The sequence below is a fragment of the Streptococcus oralis genome (assembly GCF_003943385.1).
GTDB classification, from domain to species: domain Bacteria; phylum Bacillota; class Bacilli; order Lactobacillales; family Streptococcaceae; genus Streptococcus; species Streptococcus oralis_CA.
The window spans coordinates 163,782-189,621 of the sequence record NZ_RJPI01000001.1; the positions used below are offsets into that span (position 1 = coordinate 163,782).

Consider the following 25,840-nt stretch of genomic DNA (forward strand, 5'->3'; position numbering starts at 1 on the left):
TCTTCTCCTATTTTACCAACATCTTAAGAGCTGATTTGATATAGTTCTCGGCTGTATCTGTCGTTCCTTCAAAGAATTTCTTGATTTTCTTGAGTTCAGTTGCCTTGTAGCCCAGTGCCAACATGGCTTCCATGGCTTCTTCCAGTTCTTGGTTTTCAGCGCTGGTTTGCACTGCCGCCTTGGCAGGAAGGTCATCACTAGCCACGACTACCTTGCCTTCCAAGTCCAGCAGCATCTGCTGGGCTGTTTTCTTGCCAATTTTAGGGAATTTTGTCAAGTAGGTGATGTTCTTGGTCTCAATCGCTTGAACCAAGCCAGCATTGTCATCGGCAGCGATAATTGCCAAAGCTGACACAGGACCAATCCCTGAAACCGAGATCAAACTGAGAAAGAGCTTCTTCTCATCTTCTGAGCGAAAACCGTAAAGCAGATGGGCGTCCTCACGAACAACTTGGTGCACATAAATTTGAGTTTCTTGATTGACCTGACCTGAGTAAGCATAGGGATTGGCTACATGCAAGATATAACCGATACCATTCGCCTCTAGGACGATGTATTTAGCAGTGATTTTGGTAATAATTCCTTTTAGATATTCGTACATAATTTTTCTCCATTATTTTGCCTATCTAGTATATCATATTTCCCCAAGACAGACTGCAACAAAAGGTGCAACCTCTGGTTGACAAAAAGTACAGGAGATTGTATTCTCATTATAAGTAAAAATTGTTAGGATAGAGGTAGAAAAAGGAGGGTAGAATGATGAAACTCGCAGAAAAACTATTTGAACTCAGAAAGGAAAAAGGTTGGTCCCAGGAAAAGCTAGCAGAACAAATCAATGTTTCTCGGCAAAGCATCTCCAAATGGGAGTCTGGACAAGTTCTTCCAGAAATCGAAAAAATCATTGAATTAAGCAAGATTTTCCAAGTGACAACTGACTATCTACTACTAGATAAAAACTCTGAAAAAGCTTCCACAGCAGTGATCTGGGAAGAAGACAAGGAAAAATACTATAAAGAGGTTAAATCCTATGGTCTCTGGCAAGTGATTTATATTTTCGTCTTGGCTCTGGCTATCTATCTCTTTTTAGCCGGTTCTAGTTTCCCAGCCGAATTCACTGCCTGGATTTGGCTGACCTTCGTTCTCTTGATTGCGTCTGCAGTTGCTATCAACAAGGCTCTCAAAACCAAACAACGTTATCTTGATAAAGTGATTGGTCTTGAGAATCCTTCAGACAAAGACGACACTACAAAATCTTGAGTCAACTGATTCATATTTCTCAGTACTTTTTATAAGACTGGTCTTGTCAAGCAAGTGTAAACCTCATGTCAACTTGCCCATGTCCATTCAAAGCACCTCCTTAGAAAAGCTAAAAAGCCTTGTTCAAAAGGAACAAAGGCTTTTTGTGTTCTTAATATTTCCCCAACTCACGGAGACTCGTATGATTTTCCTGAATACGTCGAAACATTTTTTCCATATCTGACTTGGTAAAATGCACCAAAACGGGACGTCCGTGGGGACAGTTATAGGGATTGTCACATTGAGAAAGCTGATAAAGAAGCTGTCTAGCCGAATGGTCATCGATACGATGGTTGGCCTTGATAGACCGCTTGCAGGACATCATGATAGCCAGCTCTGCTCGGTATTTCTTGATCGAAACTTCCTTGGTCAAGAGGAGCATATCACACATTTCATAGATACCAGATTCGATTTCTTCCTCTGCCATCCAAATAGGATGTTCTCGTAGGATAAATTGATTTTCTCCGTACTCTGCTAGAAAGACACCCACTTCCTCCAAAAGTGCCATTCTTTCCTTGAGACGAAGGGCATCATCCGCAGGAAATTCAAAGATGTAGGGCACTAGGAGTTGCTGCTGGCTTGGGTCAACATTCCCAATACTCTCACGGTATTCCTCGTACTTGACCCGTTCCTGAGCCGCGTGTTGGTCTATGATATAGAGGCCATCTCGCCCTTGGGCAAAGAGATAAGTCCCGTGCATTTGTCCGAAAAACTCCAACTCTGGGAAGCTGGATGATTCTTCTCGCTCCAGCTTGTCATAAGCCTTATCAAGGCTAGCTAGGTCTAACTCAGGATGGTCTAGTTGGTCGTAGTTAACAGGCTTTCTCTCTGCAAAATGCAGTTTTGCTGGTCTAGTCAGCTGGTCCAAGGTTTCCTTGGCAAACAAGGTTAAATCTTTCCCTTCCTCAGTTAATTCAACCTGATGATCAGCCACCTCAGCTTGACTGGGTCTTGTAGGCCCAGTTTTCTCATAATAGAGCGTATTTTCTTTGAGTGGGAGAATGGTCTGCTCCACCTTTTGACGATTACGCACAGTCGATTTGGCAAGATTTTCCAAGGCATCAGGGATTAAGGCTTGTTCCTTGAGACTATTTGAAATAGCTTCTGAAAGCAGCGCCATTAGTTCTTTTTCCTTGGAAATCCGCACTTCTTGTTTGGTTGGATGAACATTGACATCTGCTAGGTAAGGATCGATATGGATGTGAATGACTGCCAGTGGAAAACGACCTACCATGAGCTTGCTACCGTAACCATCAAGAATAGCGCGATTGAGCAAGAAGTTCTTGATATAACGACCATTGATGAAGAGACTGATATAGTTACGATTTGCTCGGGTTAACTCAGGCAGAGACACAAAACCTGTAATTTCGAAGTCTAAGTCAGAGTTCTCAATGGCAATCATCTTCTTGGCACTCGCCAAACCATAAATCCCTGCGATGGCTTGACGCAGTTGACCAGTCCCTGCTGTCCGCGTCATCTCCTTGCCATCACTGATCAAACTAAAAGAAATCTCAGGATGAGCCAAGCCCAGACGGTTGACAATATCAATGATATGAGACAACTCCGCTTGCTGGCTCTTCATATACTTGAGACGGGCTGGCGTGTTGAAGAAGAGGTCCTCCACACAAACCTTGGTTCCCACTGGACTAGTCGCTGGGATGACTTCCTCAACTTCTCCCCCACGCGCAACGAGCTTGGTCCCATGACTCGCACCATCCACCGCCGTCAACAGGGTCAGAACACTGACAGACGCGATAGAGGGCAGGGCTTCACCTCGAAAACCAAGCGTCCGAATCCGAAAGAGATCAGCCTGATTTTTTATCTTACTGGTCGCATGACGACGCAAGGCCAACTCCACCTCATCGTGAGCAATTCCATGACCATTATCGGTGATTTGGATTTTCTTGAGTCCAGCTTCCTCGATCTCAATGATAATCTGGCTAGAACCCGCGTCAATGGCATTTTCTACCAGCTCTTTGACTACACTGGCAGGACGTTCAATCACTTCTCCTGCCGCTATCTGGTTTGCCAGTACCTCTGGTAATTCAATAATATGAGACATCTTTCAGCCCCTTTCTGTATCTATTTTCCTAGAAATTGATTAGTGCTATTATACCATATTTCAGATACTATCAGAAAAAGCAAATACCACATAGACTCCAAATCTCTCCACATAGACAAAAGCTCTTGCCATGGGTCGTAAAATAGTGTTTAATAAAGGTGTACAGGAAGTGATCACAACCTTGTATAACTGAAAAGGAGGGAAATTTATGAAAGTAGAACTACAGATTAAGGAGACTTACGAGGAGGAAAAGCTGATTGTCCAAACTCCTCAGCCGACCGAAAAAGTCCAGAAAGTCATCGAGTTCGCTGAAAATCTTGACCAAAAAGAAACAATCAAAGGAAAGATTGAAGATCAGGTCTATCTAGTTGAAATTGGTAAGATTCAGCGCTTCTATATCGAGAATCGGAAGGTTCTAGCAGAAACTGCCAGTCAGACCTACAGCATTGATTTGCGTCTCTATCAGGTTCTTGAACTCTTGCCGACCACTTTTATCCAAATTTCCCAATCTGAAATCGTCAATATCGACTCCATCTCTCATCTCAGGCTCACGCCCAACGGTCTGGTTGAAATTTTCTTGAAAAACGAAAGTTTCACCTACTCTTCACGCCGCTACCTAAAAACCATCAAGGAGAAATTAGAACTATGAAAAAACAAATCTTTCACGATGCAGCCGCTGGTATTCTTATCGGCCTCATCCTCTCTATCCTCTTTTCACTCATTTATGCACCAAATACCTATGCCCCACTAAGCCCCGAGTCTCTTATCGGCCAAGCGATGGCTCAACATCAGGTTCACGGTGCTCTAGTCTTGCTCTACTGCATGATCATCTGGTCAGCTATCGGCGTTCTCTTTAGCTTTGGCAGCCGCTTATTCAGCCGTGACTGGAGCCTGCTCCGCGCCACTCTGACTCATTTCTTCCTCATGCTGGCTGGCTTTGTCCCACTAGCAACTCTGGCTGGTTGGTTCCCCTTCCACTGGACCTTCTATCTCCAGCTCATTCCAGAGTTTGCGATTGTCTACCTCATCATCTGGGCTATTCTCTATAAAAGAGAAGCTAAAAAAGTAGACCACATCAATCAACTTTTGGCCCATAAAAAGTAATAGAGAAAAATCCCACTCACAAATGCATGAGTGGGACTCTTTTTATAATTTTTGTTTGAACTCAACTAAGACATTCATAGCCTGCATAGGTGTCATATTGTACACATCCAGTTTAGCTAATTCTGCTAGGATAGGATGTTCTTCAGGCGCATCAAAGAGTGACATCTGTTCTGTGACAGCACTTGTTTGTCTCATCGGAGCAGGACTTTCCGTCCCTTGACTCTCCAGTTGGGTCAAAATTTTATCCGCCCTTGCTAAAAGTTCTGCCGGTAAACCAGCAATCTTAGCAACGTGGATACCATAGGATTTGTCAGCTGGTCCTGGTTCAATCTTGTGAAGGAAGGTGACCTGCCCATCCTGCTCCAAGGTTGCCACGTGGACGTTGACCAAGTGTTCCAAACTGGACTCCAGACTAGTCAACTCATGATAGTGGGTCGCAAAGAGGGTTTTGGCTCCGATATGTTCATGAATGTATTCGATGATGGACTGGGCAAGAGCCATCCCGTCATAAGTCGCAGTTCCGCGTCCCAATTCATCGAAGAGAATGAGTGAATTCTTGGTCGCATGCGAAATGGCATTATTGGCCTCCATCATCTCTACCATGAAGGTTGATTGACCTGAAACCAAATCATCTGCTGCTCCGATACGGGTAAAGATGGCATCGAAGATAGGCAAATGGGCGCTCTCTGCCGGCACATAAGAACCCAGCTGGGCCATAACCGCAGTCATGGCTAGCTGGCGCATGTAGGTAGACTTCCCGCTCATGTTGGGTCCTGTAATCAGTTGAATGCTGGTATCTTCTGACATCTGGATACTGTTTGGAATATAGGACTGCGCTCCCATAACCTTTTCGACGACAGCATGGCGCCCTTTCTGGATATCAATTTGTGAATTGTCTCCAAACTCAGGTCGGATCAAATGCTGGGTTTCAGCCACAACCGCCAGACTTTGCAAGACATCAACGGTTGCAATACCTTGGGCTAGAGCCTGCAAACGCTGGATGTACTTGCTGACTTCCTCACGGATACGCATAAAGATTTCATATTCTAGGTTGGCTGACTTCTCACGCGCCTCCAGCATATCTCCCTCGATACGAGCCAACTCCTCAGTCCCAAAGCGTTCAGAGTTTTTCAACGTCGCCTTGCGGAAAAAGTGGGCTGGCACATTTCCCAGTTGCGAATTGGTCACATGGAAATAGTAGCCATCCTTTTTATTGTAGTCAATCTTGAGCGTGCTGATGCCAGAGTTCTCTCTCTCCTTGGCCTCAATCTCAGCAATCCAACTGGTCCCTTCTCTGAGCACTCGACGGTATTTATCCAAAGTCTCATCAAATCCCGTACAAATAATGCCACCTTCCGTAATCACGTGAGGAGCTTCAGGAGCAATCGCTGCGCTAATCAAGCTCTCCAACTCAGGAATGGCATCTAACTGTGCGATGAGATAGGCCAGGGCAGGCTGCTCCATGCCTTCTAAAATCGCACGAATCCGTGGTACACTGGACAAGGTAGTCGCCAACTGCAAGAGATCCTTGGGATTGGTTTTGCCAAAAGAAACCCGACTAGCCAAGCGTTCGATGTCATAAACACCTTTGAGACTGTCTGTCAAATCACTGCGCTCAAAGAAGTGGTCAAGAAAGACCTGCACCACCTCTTGACGTTGGATGATTCGCTCCTTGTCAATCAAGGGACGATGGATCCAAGAACGCAAGAGGCGCATGCCCATAGCCGTTTTGGTTTCATCCAAAAGCCAGAAAAGACTGCCCTGCTTCTTACCTGAACGGGCATTTTCAACCAAATCCAGACTGGCCTTGGTCGCATAATCCATTTGCAAGAAATCTTTAATTTCATAGCGAATAACTGGTTTGAGATGGTTCAATTCCCGCATCTGGGTCCGATGAACATACTGGAGGAGCTTACTAGCTGCCGCTTGCTCCACAGCTGCCAGTCGTGGATCCAGTAAATGAAGGTCCTCAAAGCCTTCCTTCTCATAAGAAAGCACCAGATTCATCTGACGGCTGAGGATTTGTTCTTCTTCCTCAGACAAATCATAACCCAGCACCACTTCACGAGCCTTGAGGTTACGGATTTCCCCACAAACCAGCGTGAAATCCAATAAACCCGTCACATAAAAGTCACCGGTCACCAGATCCATATATGCCAGACCAAACTGATTGCCATCACGATCTAAGGAAACCAAGAAATTATTCTGACTATCCGGCTTACTGCTATCAACGACCGTTCCAGGTGTGATGACCTGAACCACCTCTCGCTTGACCACACCGATAGCTTGCTTAGGATCTTCCATCTGCTCGGCAATAGCCACCTTATAGCCCTGCTCAATCAAAACATCGATATACTGCTGGGCAGAATGATAGGGAACACCAGCCATGGGTATCGGATTTTCTGCATTTTTATTACGACTGGTCAGTGAAATCTCTAAAATCTGCGCCGCATTGACCGCATCTTCATAAAACAGCTCATAAAAATCACCCATCCGAAAGAGCAAAAAAGCATCTGGATATTGCTTTTTAATATCCACATACTGTTGCATACCAGGTGATAGTTTTTCTGTCGTCATATTGGCTCTCTCCTTGTCAAAAATAAGGCTTGGGAACAAGTCCCAAAACCCTATTCATCCTTCATCAAATCTAGCAAACGCTCTTCCATGAGCTTGGCAACATGCTGGTCTCGACAAATAACCAGTAAGGTATTGGCACCAGCAACCGTCCCTAAAATCGCCTCGTCCTTATTTTCATCAACAATATTTGCTAAGACAGCCGCTTCTCCCAGCTTGGTATGAAGTACCAAAGTAAACTCTGCTCTCGCAACCCCTTCTAGATGATGCGACAAAAATTCTACCAAATCAATCTTTTCTGTTTCATTCGCTAGCACATAATATACCATACCATTTTTCTTAACCTTGATCAAGCCGATCTCGCGCAGGTCGCGAGACAAGGTCGTTTGCGTCACAAAGACATTCCGAACTTCTAGGCGATCTTGGATATCCTTTTGTGTAGCTAGTTTTTCCTCAGTGATCATCTTTTTAATCAATTGGTGCCGTTCTTTTTTTCTCATATCAACCTCTTACATGAATATTTATAACCGATTTCGGGTTTATTTTTAGATATAATTATACCAAAAAAACTGAATAATTCAAAAAAATCTTTCTTCTTTCACTAAATTTATGATAAAATAGAATAAAAGTCCAAAAGGAGCCTACTTATGAGCACAAAAAAACTGATTGCTAGTGAATTGGCTAGCGTCATCGATAGCCTAGATCAAGAGGCTATTTTAAATTTACTAGAACAACCAAAAAACTCTGACATGGGAGATATCGCTTTTCCTGCTTTCTCACTTGCAAAAGTCGAACGCAAAGCCCCGCAAATGATTGCTGCTGAAATCGCTGAAAAAATCAACAGCCAAGCCTTTGAAAAAGTTGTTGCAACTGGTCCTTACGTCAACTTCTTCCTTGATAAATCTGCTATTTCTGGAGCAGTTATCAAAGAGATCATTGAAAAAGGATCTGACTACGCTCAACAAACGGAAGGCAAAGAGCAAAATATCACGATTGACCTATCAAGTCCAAACATCGCAAAACCTTTCTCAGTAGGTCACTTACGTTCAACTGTTATCGGAGATGCTCTTTCTAATATCTTTAAGAAAATGGGCTACAACACTATTAAAATCAACCACCTTGGAGACTGGGGTAAACAGTTTGGTCTTCTCATGGTTGCTTATAAAAAATGGGGGAGTAAGGAAGCCGTAGAAGCTAATCCAATTGACGAATTGTTAAAATTGTACGTTCGCATCAATGCTGAAATCGAAAACGACCCAGCTCTTGATGAGGAAGGGCGTCTTTGGTTTAAAAAATTGGAAGATGGCGATCCAGAAGCAACTCAACTCTGGCAATGGTTCCGTGACGAAAGTTTGGTTGAGTTCAACCGCATTTACAAACTGTTGAACGTTGAATTTGACAGCTTAAACGGGGAAGCCTTCTACAACGATAAGATGGATGAGGCCGTGCAAATCCTTGAAGAAAAAGGTTTGCTAGAAGAATCACGCGGCGCTAGCATTGTCAACCTCGATGATGTTGAACTTCCACCCGCTATGATTAAGAAATCTGACGGTGCAACCCTCTACATCACACGTGACATTGCGACAGCTATCTACCGTGCACGTACTTACAATTTTGTTAAAAATGTCTACGCAGTTGGTCAAGAGCAGTCTAACCACTTTAAACAGTTAAAAGCCGTCTTGAAAAAGATGGGATTTGACTGGAGCGATGATATGATTCACGTAGACTTCGGTTTGGTAACCAAGAATCGTCAAAAGCTCTCTACTCGTAAAGGAAATATCATCCTGCTCGAACCTACTCTTCAAGAAGCTATCAGCCGTGCCAAAGCACAAATCGAAGTGAAAAATCCTGACCTCGAAAACAAGGAACAGGTTGCCCAAGCTGTCGGAGTGGGAGCTGTTAAATTCTACGACCTCAAAACGGACCGCAGAAATGGTTACGACTTTGACCTCGAAGCTATGGTTTCCTTTGAAGGAGAAACTGGTCCATACATCCAATACGCTTACGCTCGTATTCAGTCTCTACTTAGAAAAGCAGACTTCCAACCAAATGCTCAAGCAAATTACAGTCTAAATGATGCTGAAAGCTGGGAAATTATCAAACTTCTCCAAGACTTTGCCCGTGTCATCAAACGCGCATCTGTTAACTATGATCCATCGCTCATTGCCAAGTATGCAATCAGCTTGGCTCAAGCCTTCAATAAATACTATGCACATACACGCATCTTAGATGAAAGCCCAGAGCGTGACAGTCGTCTAGCCCTCAGCTACGCAACAGCTGTTGTTCTCAAAGAAGCCCTTCGTTTGCTTGGAGTAGAAGCACCAGAGAAGATGTGATTCAGTACTAACAATTGGAACTAAAGTTCCTAATTGTTAGACGCTAGCCGCTTATATGCGAACTAGCTAACTGCTTCACTAGTATTGTAATAGAAATAACATCGATTTCTATTACAATACGTCGTAACTATGGCGAATTGCCTAAACGCTTTACTAGTCTTCATTAGAATTGGATGGACTTTTCAGTTAAAGGTCAAGACCGTCTTGTTTTATCTGTCGGATACCTGTTCCGCTAGTCTAATCACTTAGTTGAAAAGCGAAAATTTCTTTCGCTTTTCTTATACCATCAACTTTTTTATCAAACCAGGAGAGATTTTATGAGCCAGTATGCTTATATCTTAGTTCTTATCAGTCTTGTCGTTCTTTTTCTCATCAATAAATACGAAAAAGAAAAACTTCAACAACTCCTTCAGGAACAGCTTCTGAAGGACGAAGCTTTCAAAACAGACATACGCGAAAGGATCCAAACAACGGAAAATATCAATGATGTGATTGACTACATCAATAAGGGTTACCGTTTGGGACTCCTGCTTTCTAAGGAAATCACTGAGCAACTGAAATAAGGGAATCCGAGAAGCTTTCTTCTCGGATTTTTTACTCCCATCAATACCATTTCCTTGTGATAATCATATCTTTCATATGATTTTTCTGAAATTTTCTAAATTTTTCAAAAATTATCTTGCATTTCCTTTAAGATTTTTGTAGAATAGTAGCTATCTATTCAGATTATTCTGAAAATTCAAAAATAGGAGTGTTTATTATGTCACAAGTTACGTTATCAAACCAGTCAACCTGGGCAAGCAAACTAAAGGCAATGGGGCCAGGAATCCTAATGGCTTCTGCTGCCGTTGGAGGTTCTCACATTGTATCCTCTACTCAAGCTGGTGGTTCTTATGGTTGGTCACTACTCCTCTTGGTTATCTTGGCCAATGTTTTTAAATATCCATTTTTCCGTTTTGGTGCCGAATATACTGCCGACACTGGCAAAACCTTAGTCGAAGGCTATGCTGAAAAAGGAAAACTCTATCTCTGGATTTTCTTTATCCTCAATGTCTTTTCAGCTATGGTCAACACAGCTGGTGTTGCCATTCTGTGCTCAGCTATCATCGCCAGTGCCTTCCCAATGATCGGTCTTAGCATCACTCAATGGTCCCTCATCCTTGTTGCGGTCATTTGGGCTATGTTACTCTTTGGTGGCTACAAACTATTGGACGGTATGGCAAAATGGATTATGTCTGCTTTGACCATTGCAACAGTTCTTGCAGTTATCATTGCAGCAATTAAGCATCCTGAATACAGCTCTGATTTTGTCGAAAAGACACCTTGGCAAATGGCGGCACTCCCCTTTATCGTTTCCCTCTTAGGATGGATGCCTGCCCCTATTGAAATTTCAGCCATCAACTCACTCTGGTCTGCTGAAAAGAAAAAGACCGTTAACTTTAATACAGCGGATGCTCTTTTCGACTTTAACGTTGGGTACATTGGGACTGGTATCCTAGCTGTATTCTTTGTGGCACTAGGAGCACTCATTCAATATCCTACAGGGCAAGCGGTTGAAGCTGCTTCTGCCAAATACATCTCGCAATTTGTGGGCATGTATGCCTCTGTCCTTGGCGAATGGTCTCGATATTTGATTACCTTCATCGCTTTCCTCTGTATCTTTGGGACAGTCATTACTGTCATCGATGGCTATTCACGTGTCAACCAGGCCTCCCTTCAACTCTTAGCAAATCAAAAAGAGGATAATCGTAAATCTTTGAACATCTGGATGACCATCACAGCTATCATTGGTATCGTCATCATCAAGTTCTTTGCCGGTCAAGTTTCAACCATGCTCCGCTTTGCCATGATTGGATCTTTTCTTACAACACCATTCTTTGCCCTTTTGAACTATGTGTTGGTCACAGGTGAAAATAAAAATCTTCCTTCTTGGCTAAAACTCCTCGCTATCGCAGGATTGATTTTCCTCTTTGGATTTGCTATCTTCTTTATCTATGCACTTGCCATCGGAAAAGCAGGATAGTTCACAAAGCAGCACCCTCGTCTGGGTGCTTTTTTTTGCATTCAAAAGGCAGTTGAGAAAATCCAACTGCCTACTTGAACGATTCTAACTTTCTGAATCCAATCCATATAAGTCCGCAATAATCGCTGCGACTTTTTTTATATCTCCCAGCATGCCACGCATTTCAAAGTCTGCTAGGACCGGGAAGCCAAAGCGCTGACTATACTGCTTGGCTGTTAAGCAGTATTGATTGTTAAAATTGCGATTACCAGATCCCACTACCCCAAAACACTTACTAGCATTGTCCCCATAGGCGATAAAATCACCCACTGGAGTTGTTAAAATCTCGACATCGCCGTTATCGACACCATTCCCACCTTCTAGGTAGGTCGGCAAGAAAGCGATATAGGGATGTTCCATTTCAAAGAATTCTTGACCTTCCTTGACCAGATCCTTGATATGGATTTTTTGGACCTCAATCCCTTCGTACTGGGACAAGAGATAGTCCTTAAGTCGGGTTACAAAACTCTCTGTATTCCCACTCAAACTGATATACACTAAGGATATTTTTTTCATGTTAACCTCGATTTTTATGTTTACGATATAAAAAGAACTAACAAGATTGTAACTTGATAGTTCCCTTTTGTCAACTCTTATGCGAGCTCTTCTGTTTCGACTTCCTCAGACAAATCTTTTTGTTGACGCCACATCTTGTAAAAAACAATGGCAAGGAAGAGGACATTGATAACAACAAATAAAATCGTTGTTCCCTTTCCAAGGACTTCTGTTCCTAGTCGCAAAGTTTCATCACGGATGGCTTGTACAGCATCTTGCATACCCATATAAGTATAAATCGAACCAACAATGGCAAGCAAAACATAAGCAATGTAAGCATAATTTGCATATTGCAAATGATTACGAACCAAGAGCACAATACCTGCGACTACTAAAATCGCAGATAAAATAATCAAAACGATGTTAACAGTCGAATGCGATAATTCAGCTGTCTTATGTAGATAATTAATCGTATCCTCCAGCTGCTGAGCGCTAATGCCTTGTACTTGTGCTTGACTGGCACCTAGTGCTTCTTTACTAGGTACTGGACTTAGTATTCCAAACAAAGACATAGCTGAAATCAATGCTGATAGGACTAATAAAACCCAAAGATAAATAGGTTTCTTTTTCATAATTTTTCCTCCTTAAGGTATTTTGGACATTATAGCATTTTTTGCACGTAAATACAAGTTTTACAGGGAACTTTCGACTTGTTTGCGGTAAGCTTTTGGTGATTTTCCGCACAATTTACGGAAAACCTTGTAGAAATATCCAACATTGCTGTAACCAACAGCATAGCAAACATCTTCAATACTATCATTAGTTGAAAGCAAGAGCTGTTGCGCTGCCTTAATCCGCTGTTTGTTGAGCAATTCTGCGAAGGTTGAGTTGGTTTCTCGCTTGATTAACTGACCGAGGTAGACAGGATTGATAAAGAGATCCTTGCTGATATCCTTAAGCGAGAGCTCTTTCTGATAATCACGTCCAATGACTTCAAGAACACTCACTACGTTTTCATTCATACGATACTGGCCAAAGAACTTGGTCAAGGTTGCTTTGATGTAGGCAACCAATTCTTTAAAGGAGTTAATAGCATGGATGGCTTTGACAATCTCGGTCATATCATCCGCTTTTAAGTGCTCAAACAAGTGGAAGACATCCATGACAAACTGAGTAAAGAGCTGTTTGGTGATAGCCACGCGCGGTGTGTTCTCTAAGACAACCTTCTCCAGTAGGGTCAATTCTTCGATGATTTGATTGATATTTCCTTGGATAATCACCCGATAAATCGGTTCATAATAAGCAAACAAACTCTCGGATTTTTCTAGATTGACAGAACCGTAAAAGAGGGCTTTTTCTGCGTTGATCTTCCATTTTTCAAAAGCTTGTTGGTAGGGTGCTCCAAAAGGCGTTACTACTATTCCATCTAGTGGTTGATCAGAGATAAAAATCTGCCAGTCTTGACCTAAAACATAGTAAGGAATAGTGAAAGAGCCTTGCTTTTCCTTTGAAAGACCTATCCACCAGCTGTCTTTACTTGCTAAGGAGTTGACAAAGCCCTCTTCATCCAATTCTTGGCTGAGAGTTTGGCTTTGCTCCACCTTTTCTTGAAGCTGTCGCGCAATTTTTTCTAATAGATGACTCAACTCCACCTTATCCACTGGCTTGACCAGATAATCTACAACACTAAGATTCATTGCTTTTTTGACGTAGTCAAATTCCTGATAACCAGACAGCAAGATATAATAGGTATCTGGAAGCAGCTCCTTCATTTCCTTAATCATCTCAAGCCCTGTCTTATCTGGCATATTGACATCGGAAATGATCACATCTACTGGATTTTCCTTGACATAGTCTAAAGCATCATCAGCATGATTGGCTGTTGCGACGACTTGCATATCCCATTTTTCAAAGGGGATTAATCGCTTGAGCCCCTCTGTCACCATATACTCGTCGTCTACTAATAAAACTTTATACATTTCCCTTCCTTTCTATTCATTTTGAATAGTAATACGGTAACGAACACCTTCTTGCTCAGCTGACTCGACACTGATTTGGTAGCGATCCCCAAAATAGAGGACAAAGCGTTCGTGTACATTGACTATTCCAATTGATTGTCGCTCTCCGCTATAGCTTGCCTCGTGCTCAAAACTTCTCTGAGTTAGTTTTTCTTGCAAGCTAGCTAGTTTCTCAGCAGTCATCCCGCGACCATTGTCTACTACTAGGATTTCAACAAAACCTTGGCCCTTCAAAACCTTGATACTGATCACATTGTCTGTTCGACGGTGATCAATACCGTGGGCAAAGTAGTTTTCGACCAATGGCTGGAGCGTAAACTTGGGAATCCTCATATTTTCTAATTCGGGTGCAATCTTAAAACCATAGGCAACTGACTTTGGATAACGCACCATACAGAGATAGCTGTATTTGCGACAAAATTCTAATTCTTGCTTCAGCGTCGTTTCCCGCTCATCGGAGATATTATTGCGTAGTAAACTGCTAAATTCATAGATAATATCCGCCAGTTCATCTTGGCTTTCCATGACGGCATACATGCGCAGAAACTCTAAGGTATTGTACATGAAGTGAGGATTGATTTGAGCTTGTAAGGCCCGCATATTGGCATCTTTCTGACTGAGCTCTAGCTGATAGATATCATGGATATTTTTTTCCAGTCGATCCAACATATCATTGGTGGTTTCTGCGATGAGGAGCAACTCTTGGTCTTTTTTAGAGGTATCGATTCGAAGGCCTTCTTCTCCTTGAGCAATCACCTCGATAGACCCGACCAGATCCACAACCTGCCTTTGGTAATTGGAGAAGGTCTGCCTCAAGGTCACATATAAAATAATAATAAAGAGACCACTCAAACCAACAATGACAGCAGAACTAGTTAAAGTCCCAGTAAGAACAAAATTCTTTGGAACTGCTGATTGGACTTGATAGCCGTGTGATGTCAAACCTACAATCCAATTTTCCCGTTCAGCTACTACATTTTCCCCTATATGAAACAATTCAGTATCAAAAGGGGAGGTGATCGTCACGGCCACAGGAATCAGACCGCGAGTATTATCAATTGCTTGGTAAAGTACATCCTGCGATAAAGAAATGTAGATAACACCTAGAGACTGATCGGAGTTAGGATCAAGTACTGGTATGGCAAAACTATTGGCTGCTGGTTTGAAATCCTCAGCAAGAATTTTCTCCCCGCTACGTTTCTCTCTAGTAGAAACGTAGACTTCCTTGTAGTCTTGCAAAACAATTGCAACACCTGTCACAAAGTCATTTCTTACATACAAATCATCAATGTTTTCATACAAGGATACTGAGACATAGGGAGACGCTTTGCGTTGCAACAGCCAGTAAAAATAATCCGATGTACTGAGACTAAAATACTTGTAAATCCCCTCTATCCGTGCTCGATTTTCAACCAGTTCCTGCGCTAGCTGAGTCGACTCCCTGTGGTAATATTCAATCTCACTCACTGTCCGAGTGGTCACACGTTGAGCTACTCGTTGGGCTTCTTTTTCACGGGAACTCCAGTCAGCATAGGAGAGCATGACCGCAAAACTTGCAATGATGACAATCATCACCAAGGTATATATGCGCAAGAGCGAGTGGAGCCAGAACGGCTTCATTTTATTTTGTCGCCAATTTTTCATGGATACTTTCATATACAGGTTCCAACATATCACTGATAAAGAAATGCCACATACCAATTCCTACGAAGGAAAGCAAGGCGGGCATATAGTAACCAATTCCTATAAGCATAACCGTACCAAATAAAACCTTGGCAATTGCCGGCAAATTCATAAAAATCCCGATAAGAGCGAGTTTTACAGTATTTCGATAAGAGAGCTCATAGTGGACTTGGAGTTTCAATGAAACGGTATAAGCCAAAAAAACAAAGGCAACAACAAGGATATTGAGAAAGGTTGCCAAGAGATGGAAGATAGTCTGATGGGGCAATTGAACCAAAAGATACAAACCATAGACTAAGACTAGATCCACAAGTACAAAACTATAGAAAGCTAGGTTACTCTTGACAAAGTTACTCTTATACAATTCCCAAGCTTCTTTCAAACTATAAGCTCGATAAGTATAACCGTGCTCCGCATATAAACTCATAAGAGTTGCACTAGCTGGTGCCAAACCAAAGACCACACCTCCTGCTAGTGTTAATAACCAGAAAAAAGCCGTCGCAATCATTCCTAAAAAGAAACGATTAAAGACGAATTCTAGAAACTTTCCCATAATATCCTCCTTAAAACAACTATGTAACTATTATATCATATTTCAAACGTTTTCAAAAACATAGAGCTCCCATTTACAATCCTCTAAAAGCGTGATACAATTGATTTTGACAGTTTTATATAAGGAGATTCTCATGAAGAAAAATATCTTAACTACCCTCTTAGCCGTCGTCCTCTACTTCCTCTGTCTAGGAATCGGAGTATTACTTGGACACTTGGTCGATTCAACGGGCAATATGTTCTACGCGCCTGCCTTTTCTGCCCTTGTCGGTGGCAGTGTCTACATGCTTCTTTTGGCAAAGGTTCCTCGTTTTGGAGCGATTACCACTCTCGGGCTCTTTATGGCTCTCTTTTTTCTAGCTAGTAAACACGGCGCTGGCGCTTTTCTACCAGCTATCGCCTGTGGTCTTGCAGCAGATGCCATCGCTCATCTCGGCAATTACAAAGATCGAATCAAAAACACCCTCTCCTTCCTCGTCTTTGCTTTTAGTACAAGTGGCCCCATCCTCCTCATGTGGATCAATCCAGAATCCTACGCGGCTACCTTACTCGCGCGTGGAAAATCCCAAGAATACATTGACCGTATCATGGTCGCTCCAGAGTTAGACAAAATCCTTCTCTTTGTCGCAAGCATCCTTCTAGGTGCCTTGGTTGGTGCTGTGATTGGGCAGTTTCTAAGTCAAAAAATAGCTGATAAAACATAAGGTAAAGGCCCTGAAGACTAGCAATGCCTATCTCCAGGGCCTTTTTGTATACAATCTTAGAATTCACTATAGATAAATTCTTGAATGTTCGAAAAATCGGTCACAAAACAGTAAATCACGATGCTCAAGATAACCGTATAGAAAAATAGTGTCCACAAGATTAAACGATGTGTGTTAGTTAGCTTGGTTTGCAAATTTGTAAAGTTCTTTTTCAACTTCCATCCATCCTTTCACTCCAACGTGCATCACGTCAAATAAAAAGTAATCATCATACTCTCTGTTTCCATAGTTTAATACGGTTGCACCATGGCTTTTTGCGACATCTTCTATTTTTTTGTAAGTTTCTTCACGCATCTCTCTTGAGACACCAGTGTAGTCATTCCATTTCCCGTTTACTGGGAAAATAATAACCTCAACTTCAATTCCCAATTCTTTGGCAACTGTCAAGAAAAGTTCCATATCTGAATATTCTGGCGACTCTAGGTAACTCAAATCTTTATTAGAATCTTTCAGTGATGCATAGCGATCTTTTAAGTAAGTATTGTAGTAGTTATTATCAACAGCATAGTCATTATTGTCTGTTTTCTTTTTGACCTCTTCCACAAACTGATCCGTCATTTTCTCCCAATCATAGTCTGGAGTTTTATCTCCTAGTGAAGGATAATCTGATTTGGCATGTTTTTGATAAAAAGTCTGTTTGAGCTTAAAGGAATACATCGCGTTCTCAAACTCTAATAGTTTTTTATCAACAATGGTTCCTTTTCCATCTATGAAATAACTTTTGTATTTTTTGTAGATGTCATTTTGTTGCTTGTTCCCTTTGGTAATCTCGATAATGCGATTGATTAGTTTTTCTTTCGTTTCCTTACTAATCTTGTCATTATCTAGCATGTGGAAAATATGTTCCTGAGAAGCCTTGTTCAAAAAGGCATCTTGATGAGTCCCATCTTTTTCAAACCATTGAACCGACTCGACAATGGCCACTTTTCGCTTGGTCATAGCTCCTTCAATAGAGCCCAAGGTCGTAGCCTGAATGATGTTTTGAGAATAACTGGTCCCAATCTGCATGATATTAAAATCGTTGTAGTTAAAAATTTTATTGGGATGATAGTCTTCATTTATCGTCGCAACCAACTCAGACGAGCCTAATAAAACCAGTGTATTGGGAGTGATGTTGCTTGTTAAAATATCTCTACTTTTATACTTTTCATACGAAGTGCTATAACGAATACTGTTATCCTTGACTTTATAATAATCATCAATCTTCTTGACATACGTCACATTTAAAAGGGCAAGCGTCGCAATTACGAGCACAAGCGATAGTAAAAATGCTTTTAATTTAATCATTTCGTTTTATCCTATCCCTTCAATCTGTCCGATTTCTTTTCAATCTCTTATCTCTTTAAAATCGTCAGTAAGATTTTATAGGGTTCACCTGAAAAGATAAAGAAACCAACCATAACCAAATTCATGGTCACAAACCAACTCAGTAGCTTATACCAGTTTTTGTTTTTATTTTTCTTATAAAAATTGCTTTTCTTTTGATACACTTCAAATCCAGCCATCAAGACACCGTGATAAAAACCATAGACAATGTAGCTAACACTAAGAGCATGCCAAAAACCCATGACCAACATATTGACCATATAGGCATAGGTTGCATTGTGTAGTCTATTTTTGAACCATTTTTTCCTGATAACCTGCATCAATACTCTTGAAAATACAAAATCTCTCAACCAGGTCGACAAGGTGATATGCCATCTGGTCCAGAAATCCTTGATATCGACACTCAAAAAAGGTTTGTTAAAGTTCATCGGTGTCTGAATACCTAGAATGTTGCTACTTCCAACGGCCATTAGACTATAGCCTGCAAAGTCGAAGAACAGATACAAGGTATAGAGGTACATATACTTGATTGAGTAAACGACTGTGCCAGTATTATTTAGAGTGAGTAACATCTGGTAAACATAGGTTGATAAAACAACCTTGTAAAGAAGGCCTAGAACGATACGATACACACCGTCCCCTGCTAACTCTAGATACTCTTTTCGGGGCATGACCTCGTTTATCTCTTTTAAAAATCTCCTACTCCGATCAATCGGACCAGCACTAACTGTTGGGAAAAAGAGCAAAAACTGTAGATAATCTTTTACACCGATTTTTTCTTTGATCAAGCCATCCGATATCTCTAACATGATCTGAATGGTCTTAAAGGACATGTAGGAAATTCCAATAAAGGCCAACAAATGCAGAGAAGTCAGGGCAAAGACTTTATTGATTACTAAAGGAAGAATGGAAAGGAAAACCAGTGGTTTCATCCTCTTTGCTTCTATCCTCTGTGCTAGAAAAACCAGAAAATATTGATAAACGACAAAGGCCAACAAATAGACCATCATCGCTCGACTCTTGCCATAAATAGTTCCTGCAAATAAGAGGGAGAGCGCCAAAATATAGTAGTCCTTACGTTTTTCAAAAAAGTTTACCACAAAACCAATCAGTAAAACTACAAACAAGAGAAGGAAGAAATCATTCCCCTCAAAATAATTCATATCAACCGAACTCCTTTTTCATTTTCTCATCTCGCTTCAAGGTTTATCTTTCTAGTTTTTTCCTACCCTATCACTAGAGAGAATTAGCTTTATCTATTATACCATAATTTAAAAACTTTAAATGCCCCTGTTGGCAGCTTCCTAGAACAAAAAAGAGCCCTTCGGCTCTTTTTATTTATGACTTAATTTCTTAGTCAAGAAATCTCCCAAGAACTGGATCGTAAAGATAATCAAGATGATAATGATGGTTGCTAGAACTGTCACATCGTGATTGAAACGGTTAAAGCCATAAGCGATGGCTACGTTACCAATACCACCAGCTCCGACCGCACCAGCCATAGCTGTTTCACCGACTAGTGAAATCAAGGTCACCGTCGTCACACGAATCAAATCTGGAAGACCTTCCGATAGATAAACACCCACGATATCCCAGAAGGTCGCTCCGCTCGCTTGAGCCGCCTCAATGACACCGCCATCCAGCTCAGCCAAGACAACCTGCACCTGACGGGCAAAGAAGGCAAAGACTGCAAAAGAAAGGGGTACAAGGGCTGCATTTGGCCCGATACTAGTCTTGACAATCAAGTGAGAAAGTGGTGACAAGATAGCCAAAAGGATGATAAAGGGAACCGCACGGAAAATAGAGGTAATCTTGTCTAAAATCCAGAAAACGACCTTGTTCTCCAAGACACCACCTGGCGCTGTCAAGACAAGGAAGAGACCTGCCACCAGCCCCAGGAACCCTCCGATGATGAAGGAAAGAACTGTCATATAAAGAGTTAGGTAGATAGCTGTTCCCCAGCCAGCCTGACCAGCCCAGCCCATCTTATAGACATTTGGTAAGTAAGTTTGAATAAACTCTGTCATTTTACTGTCCTCCCTTCAATACTTTTAACTGCACACCCGCTTGACGGATGGCTTCTTGAGCACCTGCTAGCGCTGCTTTTTCTCCTGACAAGACCACAACCAATTCTCCAACAGGAGTGCCATCGAGAATTTCGATATTTCCATAGAGAATATTAGCTGTTACTTGGTAATGTTTGTACAATTCATTCAAAAGTGGCTCGTCTGTCGAAGCCCCTGCATACTTGAGCTGCACTAAGATACTGTTCTCAGATAAGTGCTCTACAATTTCTTGCTTCTCAATCTTAACCATGGCTTCATCAATACCTGTCGCAGTTGAGATAAAGTCTTGGGTCAAAGGTTGTTTAGGATCTGAGAAGATTTCAAGAACACTGCTCTCTTCAATCAAACGGCCATCCTGCATAACTGCCACACGGTTGGCAATATCTTTGACAATCTGCATTTCATGCGTAATCAAGACAACCGTCAAGCCTAATTTTTGGTTCAAATCTTGCAATAAAGCCAAAATCTGCTTGGTTGTCTTAGGGTCAAGGGCAGATGTTGACTCATCTGAAATCAAGATTTTTGGATCATTGGCCAAGGCACGCGCAATAGCCACACGCTGTTTTTGCCCTCCTGATAGTTGTGAAGGGTAGTTTTCAGCACGATCCGCCAAGCCAACCAAGTCCAACAACTTAGCTACTTTAGCTTTCTTTTCTTCCTTGCTGAGTCCAGAGTGTTTGAGGGCAAAGGCCACATTTTCCTCTGCTGTCTTTTGACTCATGAGGTTAAAGTGCTGGAAAATCATCCCGATATCCTGACGCTTGCGACGCAACTGCTCTGCAGTCAAGGTAACCTTACCATCAAAAATGACGTCGTTATCAATGGTAATTTTCCCTGCAGATGGCTTTTGCAAGAGGTTAATCACCCGTACAAGGGTTGATTTCCCTGCTCCAGAATATCCAACGATTCCGTAGATATCCCCTTCTTGGATGTGAATGGTCACATCCTTGACCGCTGTGATGGTTCTCTTCTTTTGGTGAAAAGTCACATCGATCTGATCTAACTTGATAATATCTCTACTCATAACTTCTAATCAGCTCCTCTACTAATTCAATATGGGTGTAGTAATCGGCGATTCGCACGTTTTCATCTCCACCGTGGTCTCGGCTATTGGCATTCCCTAGACCGAAGGCTACCATGGGTACCTCTAGGGCATCAAAGACCGTATGCATAGGTCCTGTCCCCGCTGTTGTCGGCAAGACTGAAACGCCCTGTGGATAGAATTTCTTGGCCAACTCGATTACATTGAGAATGGCTGGCGCGCTCATATCGCTTCGATAGCTCATCTCTCCCAAGGTATAGTATAATTCTACCTTATCAAAGCCATTTTTGTCTAGCTGTTTCCGAATTTTTTCCAGAACATCATGCGGTTCTAGGCCAGGAACCAAACGAACCTCAAGCTTAGCACTGGCTTCTGCTGGCAAAATCGTTTTCACTCCTTGCCCTTGGTAGCCTGACTGAATTCCTTCGATATTAAGGGCTGGCTCAAAAAAGAACCGTTTTAGGAAGGCTGCACGATCCTCTTGTAAGAGAGGCAATTCCAAGCCATAAATGCGACTGATTTCCTCAGGATTGCGTTGGGCATAGGTATCCACCAAGGCTAGTTCTCGTTCATTTGGCTCTTGAACATCCTCGTACAAGCCTTCTACCAAGATACGGCCATCTGCTGCACGCAGGCTACTTAAGGCCTGGATAAGATACCATGGTGCTGACTCCACGATACCACCATAACTCGAGTGGATATCCACATCAGCACTTTTCACCTTGGCATCAAAGGTCACAATCCCCTTGTTTCCGCCAGAGATTTCCAGCTGTTCCAAGGCGTTCTTGGTTCCTTGCTCCCAGACTAGCAAGTCCGCCCCACGAAGTTTGTCTGCGTGTTTCTCTAAATACTTATCTAGATCCATGGAAGCAGACTCCTCTGCCCCTTCCATGATAAAGCTGATATTGACAGGTAGGTCATCGTGGTGCTGCATGTATTTTCTCAGAGCGCTCAAACGAGCCGTGATATGGCCTTTGTCGTCGTCAACTCCACGCCCATACATAAAACCATCTCGTACAGAAAGGGTAAAAGGATCCTCTGTCCACAACTGGTCGCCATCCGCTGGCACGGTGTCATAGTGATTATAGAAGATCAAGGTCTTGGCATCTGGACGCGAACTCTTGAAATGCGCCATGACAAAAGGCGCCGTGTAGCTCTCATCAATCTCCACTTCAGCCCCTACACGCTTGAAAATCTCACCCAGATAGTTTGCGACTTCTTTGAGTCCAACCTGCTGGGCAAAGACTGATTTCTTGGAAATTAAGGTGCGCAAGACTTCAAAATAATGCTGGGCCACATGATCCTTTTCAAATTTTTCAATCTGCTCTTGTTCGCTAGGAAAAACCATATTCTCTCTACCTTTCTATGAACGTATAGTCTTCTTTACAATCCATGCTCTAGACAAAAGCAAGAGGTGGAAACTCTCCCACCTCCCTATGTCTTATTACCAAACTGGTTGGTCCAAACCGTCTGATGTTTCTTCGATAACTTTTTTCACTTCATCAGTGTGGTAAGCTGCGATAATTTTCTTGATGGCATCAGCCTTAGGTGATGATTCCCAATCTTTTTTCGCAACGATGATGTTGTACCATTGTTTTGAGTTTTCATCAGCTTGTTCTTTGAAGAGTGCTTTCTTGTAATCCAATTTTGCTTCTGTAACGAAAGTATTGTTTACAACGGCAGCATCAACTGATGACAATGAACGAGCTGTTTGGCTAGCATCCAATTCAGTAATCTTCAAGTTCTTTGGATTTTCTTTGATGTTTGCGATAGTAGCAAGTTCAGTTCCAGAAACGTCCAATTTAATCAAACCAGCTGATTGAAGCAAGTAAAGCGCACGGCTTTCGTTTGTTGCATCGTTTGGTACAGCGATTTCGCCCTTATCTGGGATTTCTTCCACTTTAGTGTACTTGTTTTCTTCCCCATTTTTACCTGAGTAAAGGCGGATTGGTGAGATGTAAGTATCTGCAATCGCTACAAGGTCTTTCCCGTTTTCTTTGTTCCAGTTGTTCAAGAAGTTGTAGTGTTGGAAAGCGTTCAAGTCTACTTCGCCATCAGCAGTTGCCTTGTTTGGTTGAGAGTAGTCAGTGAACTCTGTGAATTCCAATTTAATACCATCTTTTTTAACCAATTCTTGGATTTTATCCCAACGTTTTTCTTCAGAACCACTACGGTTAACTGTTGCGATTTTAACAACTGTTTCATTGTCCGCTTTCTTTTCTGAATTTCCGCAAGCTGCAAGAGCCAAACCTGCGACTGTAGCAAGAGCCGCTACACCGAGCCATTTTTTGATTTTCATGATTCTATCTCCTTTAAAAATAATACCGTAATAGTATCTCATACTTTATTTGATTTCGCAAATTGTTATTAGATAGGCAGACATATAGTTTAAAACTATATGTCTAAAAATTAGAAAATCATCCGCCCTTCTCAGACTGGATGATTTCATAAGACTATTTAATGTCCGCTTCTGCTGGGAGGTAAGTGTCTCCGAAGAATTGTTTAGACAATTTTTCAAGAGTTCCATCTTTGTAGAGTTCTTGGATACGTTTGTCTACAAATGATTTCAACTCATCTTGGCCTTTAGCAAGAAGTGGGTATACGTAAGGTTGTTGGTCGCTTGGAAGTTCAATGACTTTCAAGTTGTCCAAACCTTGGTTCTTGATAACTGTTTCAACACCGATTTTATCAAAAATCTTGTAGTCAAATTGACCATCGCTCAAACGAGACATGATTTGTTGGAAATCAGCCTTGGTGTAGTTAAGAACCGTTGGGTTGTCTGCGTGTTGTTTGTTATAGTCTTCCAGTTGTTTAGCTGTTGTTGTTCCTTGAACGACTTCAGTAGATTTTCCACCAATATCATCGAGAGACTTAATACTGTTGTCGTCTTTCTTCACAACGAGAACGTTAGGGTTTTTAGCAGTTGGAGCTGCGTAAAGGTATTTTTCAGCACGTTCTTTGGTATAGCTGATGTTGTTCACAGCCATTTGGTAGCGATCAGCGTCAAGACCTGCAAAGACACCTGACCACTCTGTCTTTTCAAACTTGACATCGTATTTGTCAGAGTCTTTAAAGATAGCACGAACTACTTCAATCTCATAACCCGTCAACTCGCCATTTTCTTCGTAGTTAAATGGTTTTGGTGAAGCGTTGGTCGCTACGACAATTTCTTTCTTACCAGGTGTTGCTGCTTCGCTAGATGCGCTATCTTTCTTATCTCCACCTGAGCAAGCTGCTAGCACACCTGCGGCAACAAGTCCTAGAGCAGCAAGAGATGAATATTTGACGATTTTTTTCATGTCATTTCCTCCAAAATAGAATACTGTACTATCTTAACAGAAAAAAATTTTTTTCGCCATTATATGATATCTATCTCGGTGATAGGTTTTTCTTATGGCTGATTAAAAGACCAGACGCAAGACTGCAATCAAGACTACCCCAAAAAGAACCGTACCCACTAGATTGCGGTAGCGAAAGGCTACCCAAGCCGTTGGAAAGACTGCTAGAAAGTCCAGCCATTTGATTTGAGGAAGGCTCCCAACCTTGCCTGTCACCACGCTTGAAAGGATCAAGGCAAAGATAATGGAAACAGGTAAGAACTTCAAAAAACGCTCGACGATAGCTGGCAACCCCTTGTACTTAACCAAGATGAAGGGAATCATACGGGGAATCCAAGTTACCAATCCAGAAAAGACGATTGCCATTAAAATATACTTACTGACCATCTAAGACCACCCCCATGGTACAACCTAGCAAGGTCGCAAATAGAACAGCTAGTGACTGAGACACCACTGTCAAGAGCAAAAAGAAAGACACCGTAACAACTGCTAGAATCAGCAGCAGATTGCGGACAGGGACCCGTCTTTGCATAATCTGAAATTGCGAAGCAAAAATCCCGATGAACATCCCAACCAAGGCAAAGTCCAGTCCAAAGATTTCTGGATTTGGTAGGAGTCCACCTAGAGCCGTTCCGACAACTGTCCCCACAAACCAAGCCACATAGCTGTTGAGATTGTTTCCATGCATCCACATAGGATTGACCTTGTCTGTATGGGCTAATTCTCCCATCAAAACACCGTAGGTTTCGTCTGTCAAGAGACTCGACATCCCGATATTCTGCCAAAGGCTGGTATGACGGAAATAGGTCGATGCATGCAAGCTCAACAAAAAGAGTCGTAAATTGATCAAAAAGACCGTCATGGCAATGGCCGCAACAGGCGCTTGGACCGCAATCAATGCCAACATGGCAAACTGGGCACTCCCAGCATAAACAAAGAGGCTCATCAAGCCCATCTCAACAGGTGTCACATAAGGCGCACCGATAATCCCACAAGCCAGACCAATGCTGACATAGCCAAGGGCAGTCGGCATTGCTGCCTGTACACCTTCCCAAAATCCTTTTTCTTTCATCTTTTTCCTCTTATTTTCTTCGTTTGAGACTGTTCAAGGTCACAGCCACA

Annotated in this window: 25 protein-coding genes; 7 read left to right on the forward strand and 18 right to left on the reverse strand. The window is 42.1% G+C overall.

The annotated features are described in order from the left end of the window. Positions 1 to 7: 7 nt before the first annotated feature. Positions 8 to 601, reverse strand: coding sequence for a Holliday junction branch migration protein RuvA (gene ruvA / locus D8803_RS00920; protein ID WP_084925449.1), 594 nt, complete (start codon positions 599 to 601; stop codon positions 8 to 10). Positions 602 to 759: 158 nt separating this feature from the next. Between ruvA and D8803_RS00925 the strand changes: the two genes are divergently transcribed. Continuing rightward, on the forward strand, positions 760 to 1,257 hold the full coding sequence (locus tag D8803_RS00925) for a helix-turn-helix domain-containing protein (RefSeq protein ID WP_131200047.1): 498 nt from the start codon (positions 760 to 762) through the stop codon (positions 1,255 to 1,257). Positions 1,258 to 1,408: 151 nt separating this feature from the next. Here the strand turns inward: D8803_RS00925 and mutL are convergent, their stop codons facing one another. Next, on the reverse strand, positions 1,409 to 3,358 hold the full coding sequence (gene mutL, locus D8803_RS00930) for a DNA mismatch repair endonuclease MutL (RefSeq protein WP_131199971.1): 1,950 nt from the start codon (positions 3,356 to 3,358) through the stop codon (positions 1,409 to 1,411). 208 nt (positions 3,359 to 3,566) lie between these two features. Here mutL and D8803_RS00935 point away from each other — a divergent pair, with 208 nt between their 5' ends. Further along, the gene (locus tag D8803_RS00935; protein ID WP_131199972.1) at positions 3,567 to 4,007 is read left to right on the forward strand and encodes a LytTR family DNA-binding domain-containing protein; all 441 of its coding nucleotides are present in this window, start codon (positions 3,567 to 3,569) and stop codon (positions 4,005 to 4,007) included. Beyond that, positions 4,004 to 4,462: a DUF3021 domain-containing protein gene (locus D8803_RS00940; protein ID WP_131199973.1), complete on the forward strand. Its 459-nt coding sequence runs from the start codon at positions 4,004 to 4,006 to the stop codon at positions 4,460 to 4,462. The genes D8803_RS00935 and D8803_RS00940 overlap by 4 nt, the downstream gene beginning before the upstream one ends. Positions 4,463 to 4,504: 42 nt before the next feature. Here the strand turns inward: D8803_RS00940 and mutS are convergent, their stop codons facing one another. Together mutS and argR are read right to left on the reverse strand one after the other, a co-directional pair. Then, on the reverse strand, positions 4,505 to 7,039 hold the full coding sequence (gene mutS, locus D8803_RS00945) for a DNA mismatch repair protein MutS (protein WP_131199974.1): 2,535 nt from the start codon (positions 7,037 to 7,039) through the stop codon (positions 4,505 to 4,507). A 50-nt stretch (positions 7,040 to 7,089) separates the two neighbouring features. After that, entirely contained in the window at positions 7,090 to 7,536 is a 447-nt protein-coding gene (gene argR / locus D8803_RS00950; protein ID WP_061418468.1) for an arginine repressor, read from the reverse strand. 147 nt (positions 7,537 to 7,683) lie between these two features. Here argR and argS point away from each other — a divergent pair, with 147 nt between their 5' ends. From argS to D8803_RS00965, 3 genes are all read left to right on the forward strand, one after another. Then, complete coding sequence (argS, locus tag D8803_RS00955; protein WP_131199975.1) at positions 7,684 to 9,372, forward strand: arginine--tRNA ligase; 1,689 nt, start codon at positions 7,684 to 7,686, stop codon at positions 9,370 to 9,372. 317 nt (positions 9,373 to 9,689) lie between these two features. Then, complete coding sequence (locus D8803_RS00960) at positions 9,690 to 9,935, forward strand: hypothetical protein (protein ID WP_000084853.1); 246 nt, start codon at positions 9,690 to 9,692, stop codon at positions 9,933 to 9,935. 197 nt (positions 9,936 to 10,132) lie between these two features. Further along, entirely contained in the window at positions 10,133 to 11,395 is a 1,263-nt protein-coding gene (locus tag D8803_RS00965; RefSeq protein ID WP_131199976.1) for an NRAMP family divalent metal transporter, read from the forward strand. 84 nt (positions 11,396 to 11,479) lie between these two features. Here the strand turns inward: D8803_RS00965 and nrdI are convergent, their stop codons facing one another. The 5 genes from nrdI to D8803_RS00990 all read right to left on the reverse strand — a co-directional run bounded on the left by nrdI (position 11,480) and on the right by D8803_RS00990 (position 16,183). Then, on the reverse strand, positions 11,480 to 11,950 hold the full coding sequence (gene nrdI, locus D8803_RS00970) for a class Ib ribonucleoside-diphosphate reductase assembly flavoprotein NrdI (protein ID WP_125398522.1): 471 nt from the start codon (positions 11,948 to 11,950) through the stop codon (positions 11,480 to 11,482). Positions 11,951 to 12,027: 77 nt separating this feature from the next. Continuing rightward, positions 12,028 to 12,561, reverse strand: a complete 534-nt coding sequence (locus D8803_RS00975) for an ABC transporter permease (RefSeq protein ID WP_125398523.1) — start codon at positions 12,559 to 12,561, stop codon at positions 12,028 to 12,030. 60 nt (positions 12,562 to 12,621) lie between these two features. Further along, positions 12,622 to 13,908, reverse strand: coding sequence for a response regulator transcription factor (locus tag D8803_RS00980; RefSeq protein ID WP_131199977.1), 1,287 nt, complete (start codon positions 13,906 to 13,908; stop codon positions 12,622 to 12,624). A gap of 12 nt (positions 13,909 to 13,920) precedes the next feature. Beyond that, complete coding sequence (locus tag D8803_RS00985; protein ID WP_131199978.1) at positions 13,921 to 15,591, reverse strand: sensor histidine kinase; 1,671 nt, start codon at positions 15,589 to 15,591, stop codon at positions 13,921 to 13,923. Beyond that, a complete protein-coding gene (locus D8803_RS00990) occupies positions 15,569 to 16,183 on the reverse strand; it encodes a YesL family protein (protein WP_061418485.1) in 615 nt (204 codons plus the stop codon). Before D8803_RS00990 ends, D8803_RS00985 begins: the two co-directional genes overlap by 23 nt. 133 nt (positions 16,184 to 16,316) lie before the next feature. On the opposite strand from D8803_RS00990, the gene D8803_RS00995 reads away from it, so the two are divergent. After that, positions 16,317 to 16,886: an MptD family putative ECF transporter S component gene (locus tag D8803_RS00995; protein WP_131199979.1), complete on the forward strand. Its 570-nt coding sequence runs from the start codon at positions 16,317 to 16,319 to the stop codon at positions 16,884 to 16,886. Positions 16,887 to 17,060: 174 nt separating this feature from the next. Here D8803_RS00995 and dltD read toward each other — a convergent pair whose 3' ends face one another. The 9 genes from dltD to D8803_RS01040 form a co-directional block, all read right to left on the reverse strand. Continuing rightward, positions 17,061 to 18,233: a D-alanyl-lipoteichoic acid biosynthesis protein DltD gene (gene dltD / locus D8803_RS01000; protein WP_131199980.1), complete on the reverse strand. Its 1,173-nt coding sequence runs from the start codon at positions 18,231 to 18,233 to the stop codon at positions 17,061 to 17,063. A gap of 47 nt (positions 18,234 to 18,280) precedes the next feature. Further along, positions 18,281 to 19,435 (reverse strand): D-alanyl-lipoteichoic acid biosynthesis protein DltB, encoded by a 1,155-nt coding sequence (gene dltB, locus D8803_RS01005; protein ID WP_131199981.1) that lies wholly within the window; start codon positions 19,433 to 19,435, stop codon positions 18,281 to 18,283. A gap of 171 nt (positions 19,436 to 19,606) precedes the next feature. Then, positions 19,607 to 20,299, reverse strand: coding sequence for a methionine ABC transporter permease (locus D8803_RS01010; protein ID WP_000134267.1), 693 nt, complete (start codon positions 20,297 to 20,299; stop codon positions 19,607 to 19,609). Position 20,300: 1 nt separating this feature from the next. Further along, positions 20,301 to 21,362, reverse strand: a complete 1,062-nt coding sequence (locus tag D8803_RS01015; protein ID WP_131199982.1) for a methionine ABC transporter ATP-binding protein — start codon at positions 21,360 to 21,362, stop codon at positions 20,301 to 20,303. Then, complete coding sequence (locus tag D8803_RS01020; protein ID WP_131199983.1) at positions 21,355 to 22,728, reverse strand: M20 family metallopeptidase; 1,374 nt, start codon at positions 22,726 to 22,728, stop codon at positions 21,355 to 21,357. The genes D8803_RS01015 and D8803_RS01020 overlap by 8 nt, the downstream gene beginning before the upstream one ends. Before the next feature lie 96 nt (positions 22,729 to 22,824). Beyond that, positions 22,825 to 23,679, reverse strand: a complete 855-nt coding sequence (locus D8803_RS01025; RefSeq protein ID WP_038804673.1) for a MetQ/NlpA family ABC transporter substrate-binding protein — start codon at positions 23,677 to 23,679, stop codon at positions 22,825 to 22,827. A 154-nt stretch (positions 23,680 to 23,833) separates the two neighbouring features. After that, positions 23,834 to 24,679 (reverse strand): amino acid ABC transporter substrate-binding protein, encoded by an 846-nt coding sequence (locus D8803_RS01030; protein WP_131199984.1) that lies wholly within the window; start codon positions 24,677 to 24,679, stop codon positions 23,834 to 23,836. 102 nt (positions 24,680 to 24,781) lie between these two features. Beyond that, positions 24,782 to 25,105 (reverse strand): AzlD domain-containing protein, encoded by a 324-nt coding sequence (locus D8803_RS01035; RefSeq protein ID WP_000253912.1) that lies wholly within the window; start codon positions 25,103 to 25,105, stop codon positions 24,782 to 24,784. Beyond that, entirely contained in the window at positions 25,095 to 25,790 is a 696-nt protein-coding gene (locus D8803_RS01040) for an AzlC family ABC transporter permease (RefSeq protein WP_131199985.1), read from the reverse strand. The genes D8803_RS01035 and D8803_RS01040 overlap by 11 nt, the downstream gene beginning before the upstream one ends. Between the last annotated feature and the right edge of the window lie 50 nt (positions 25,791 to 25,840).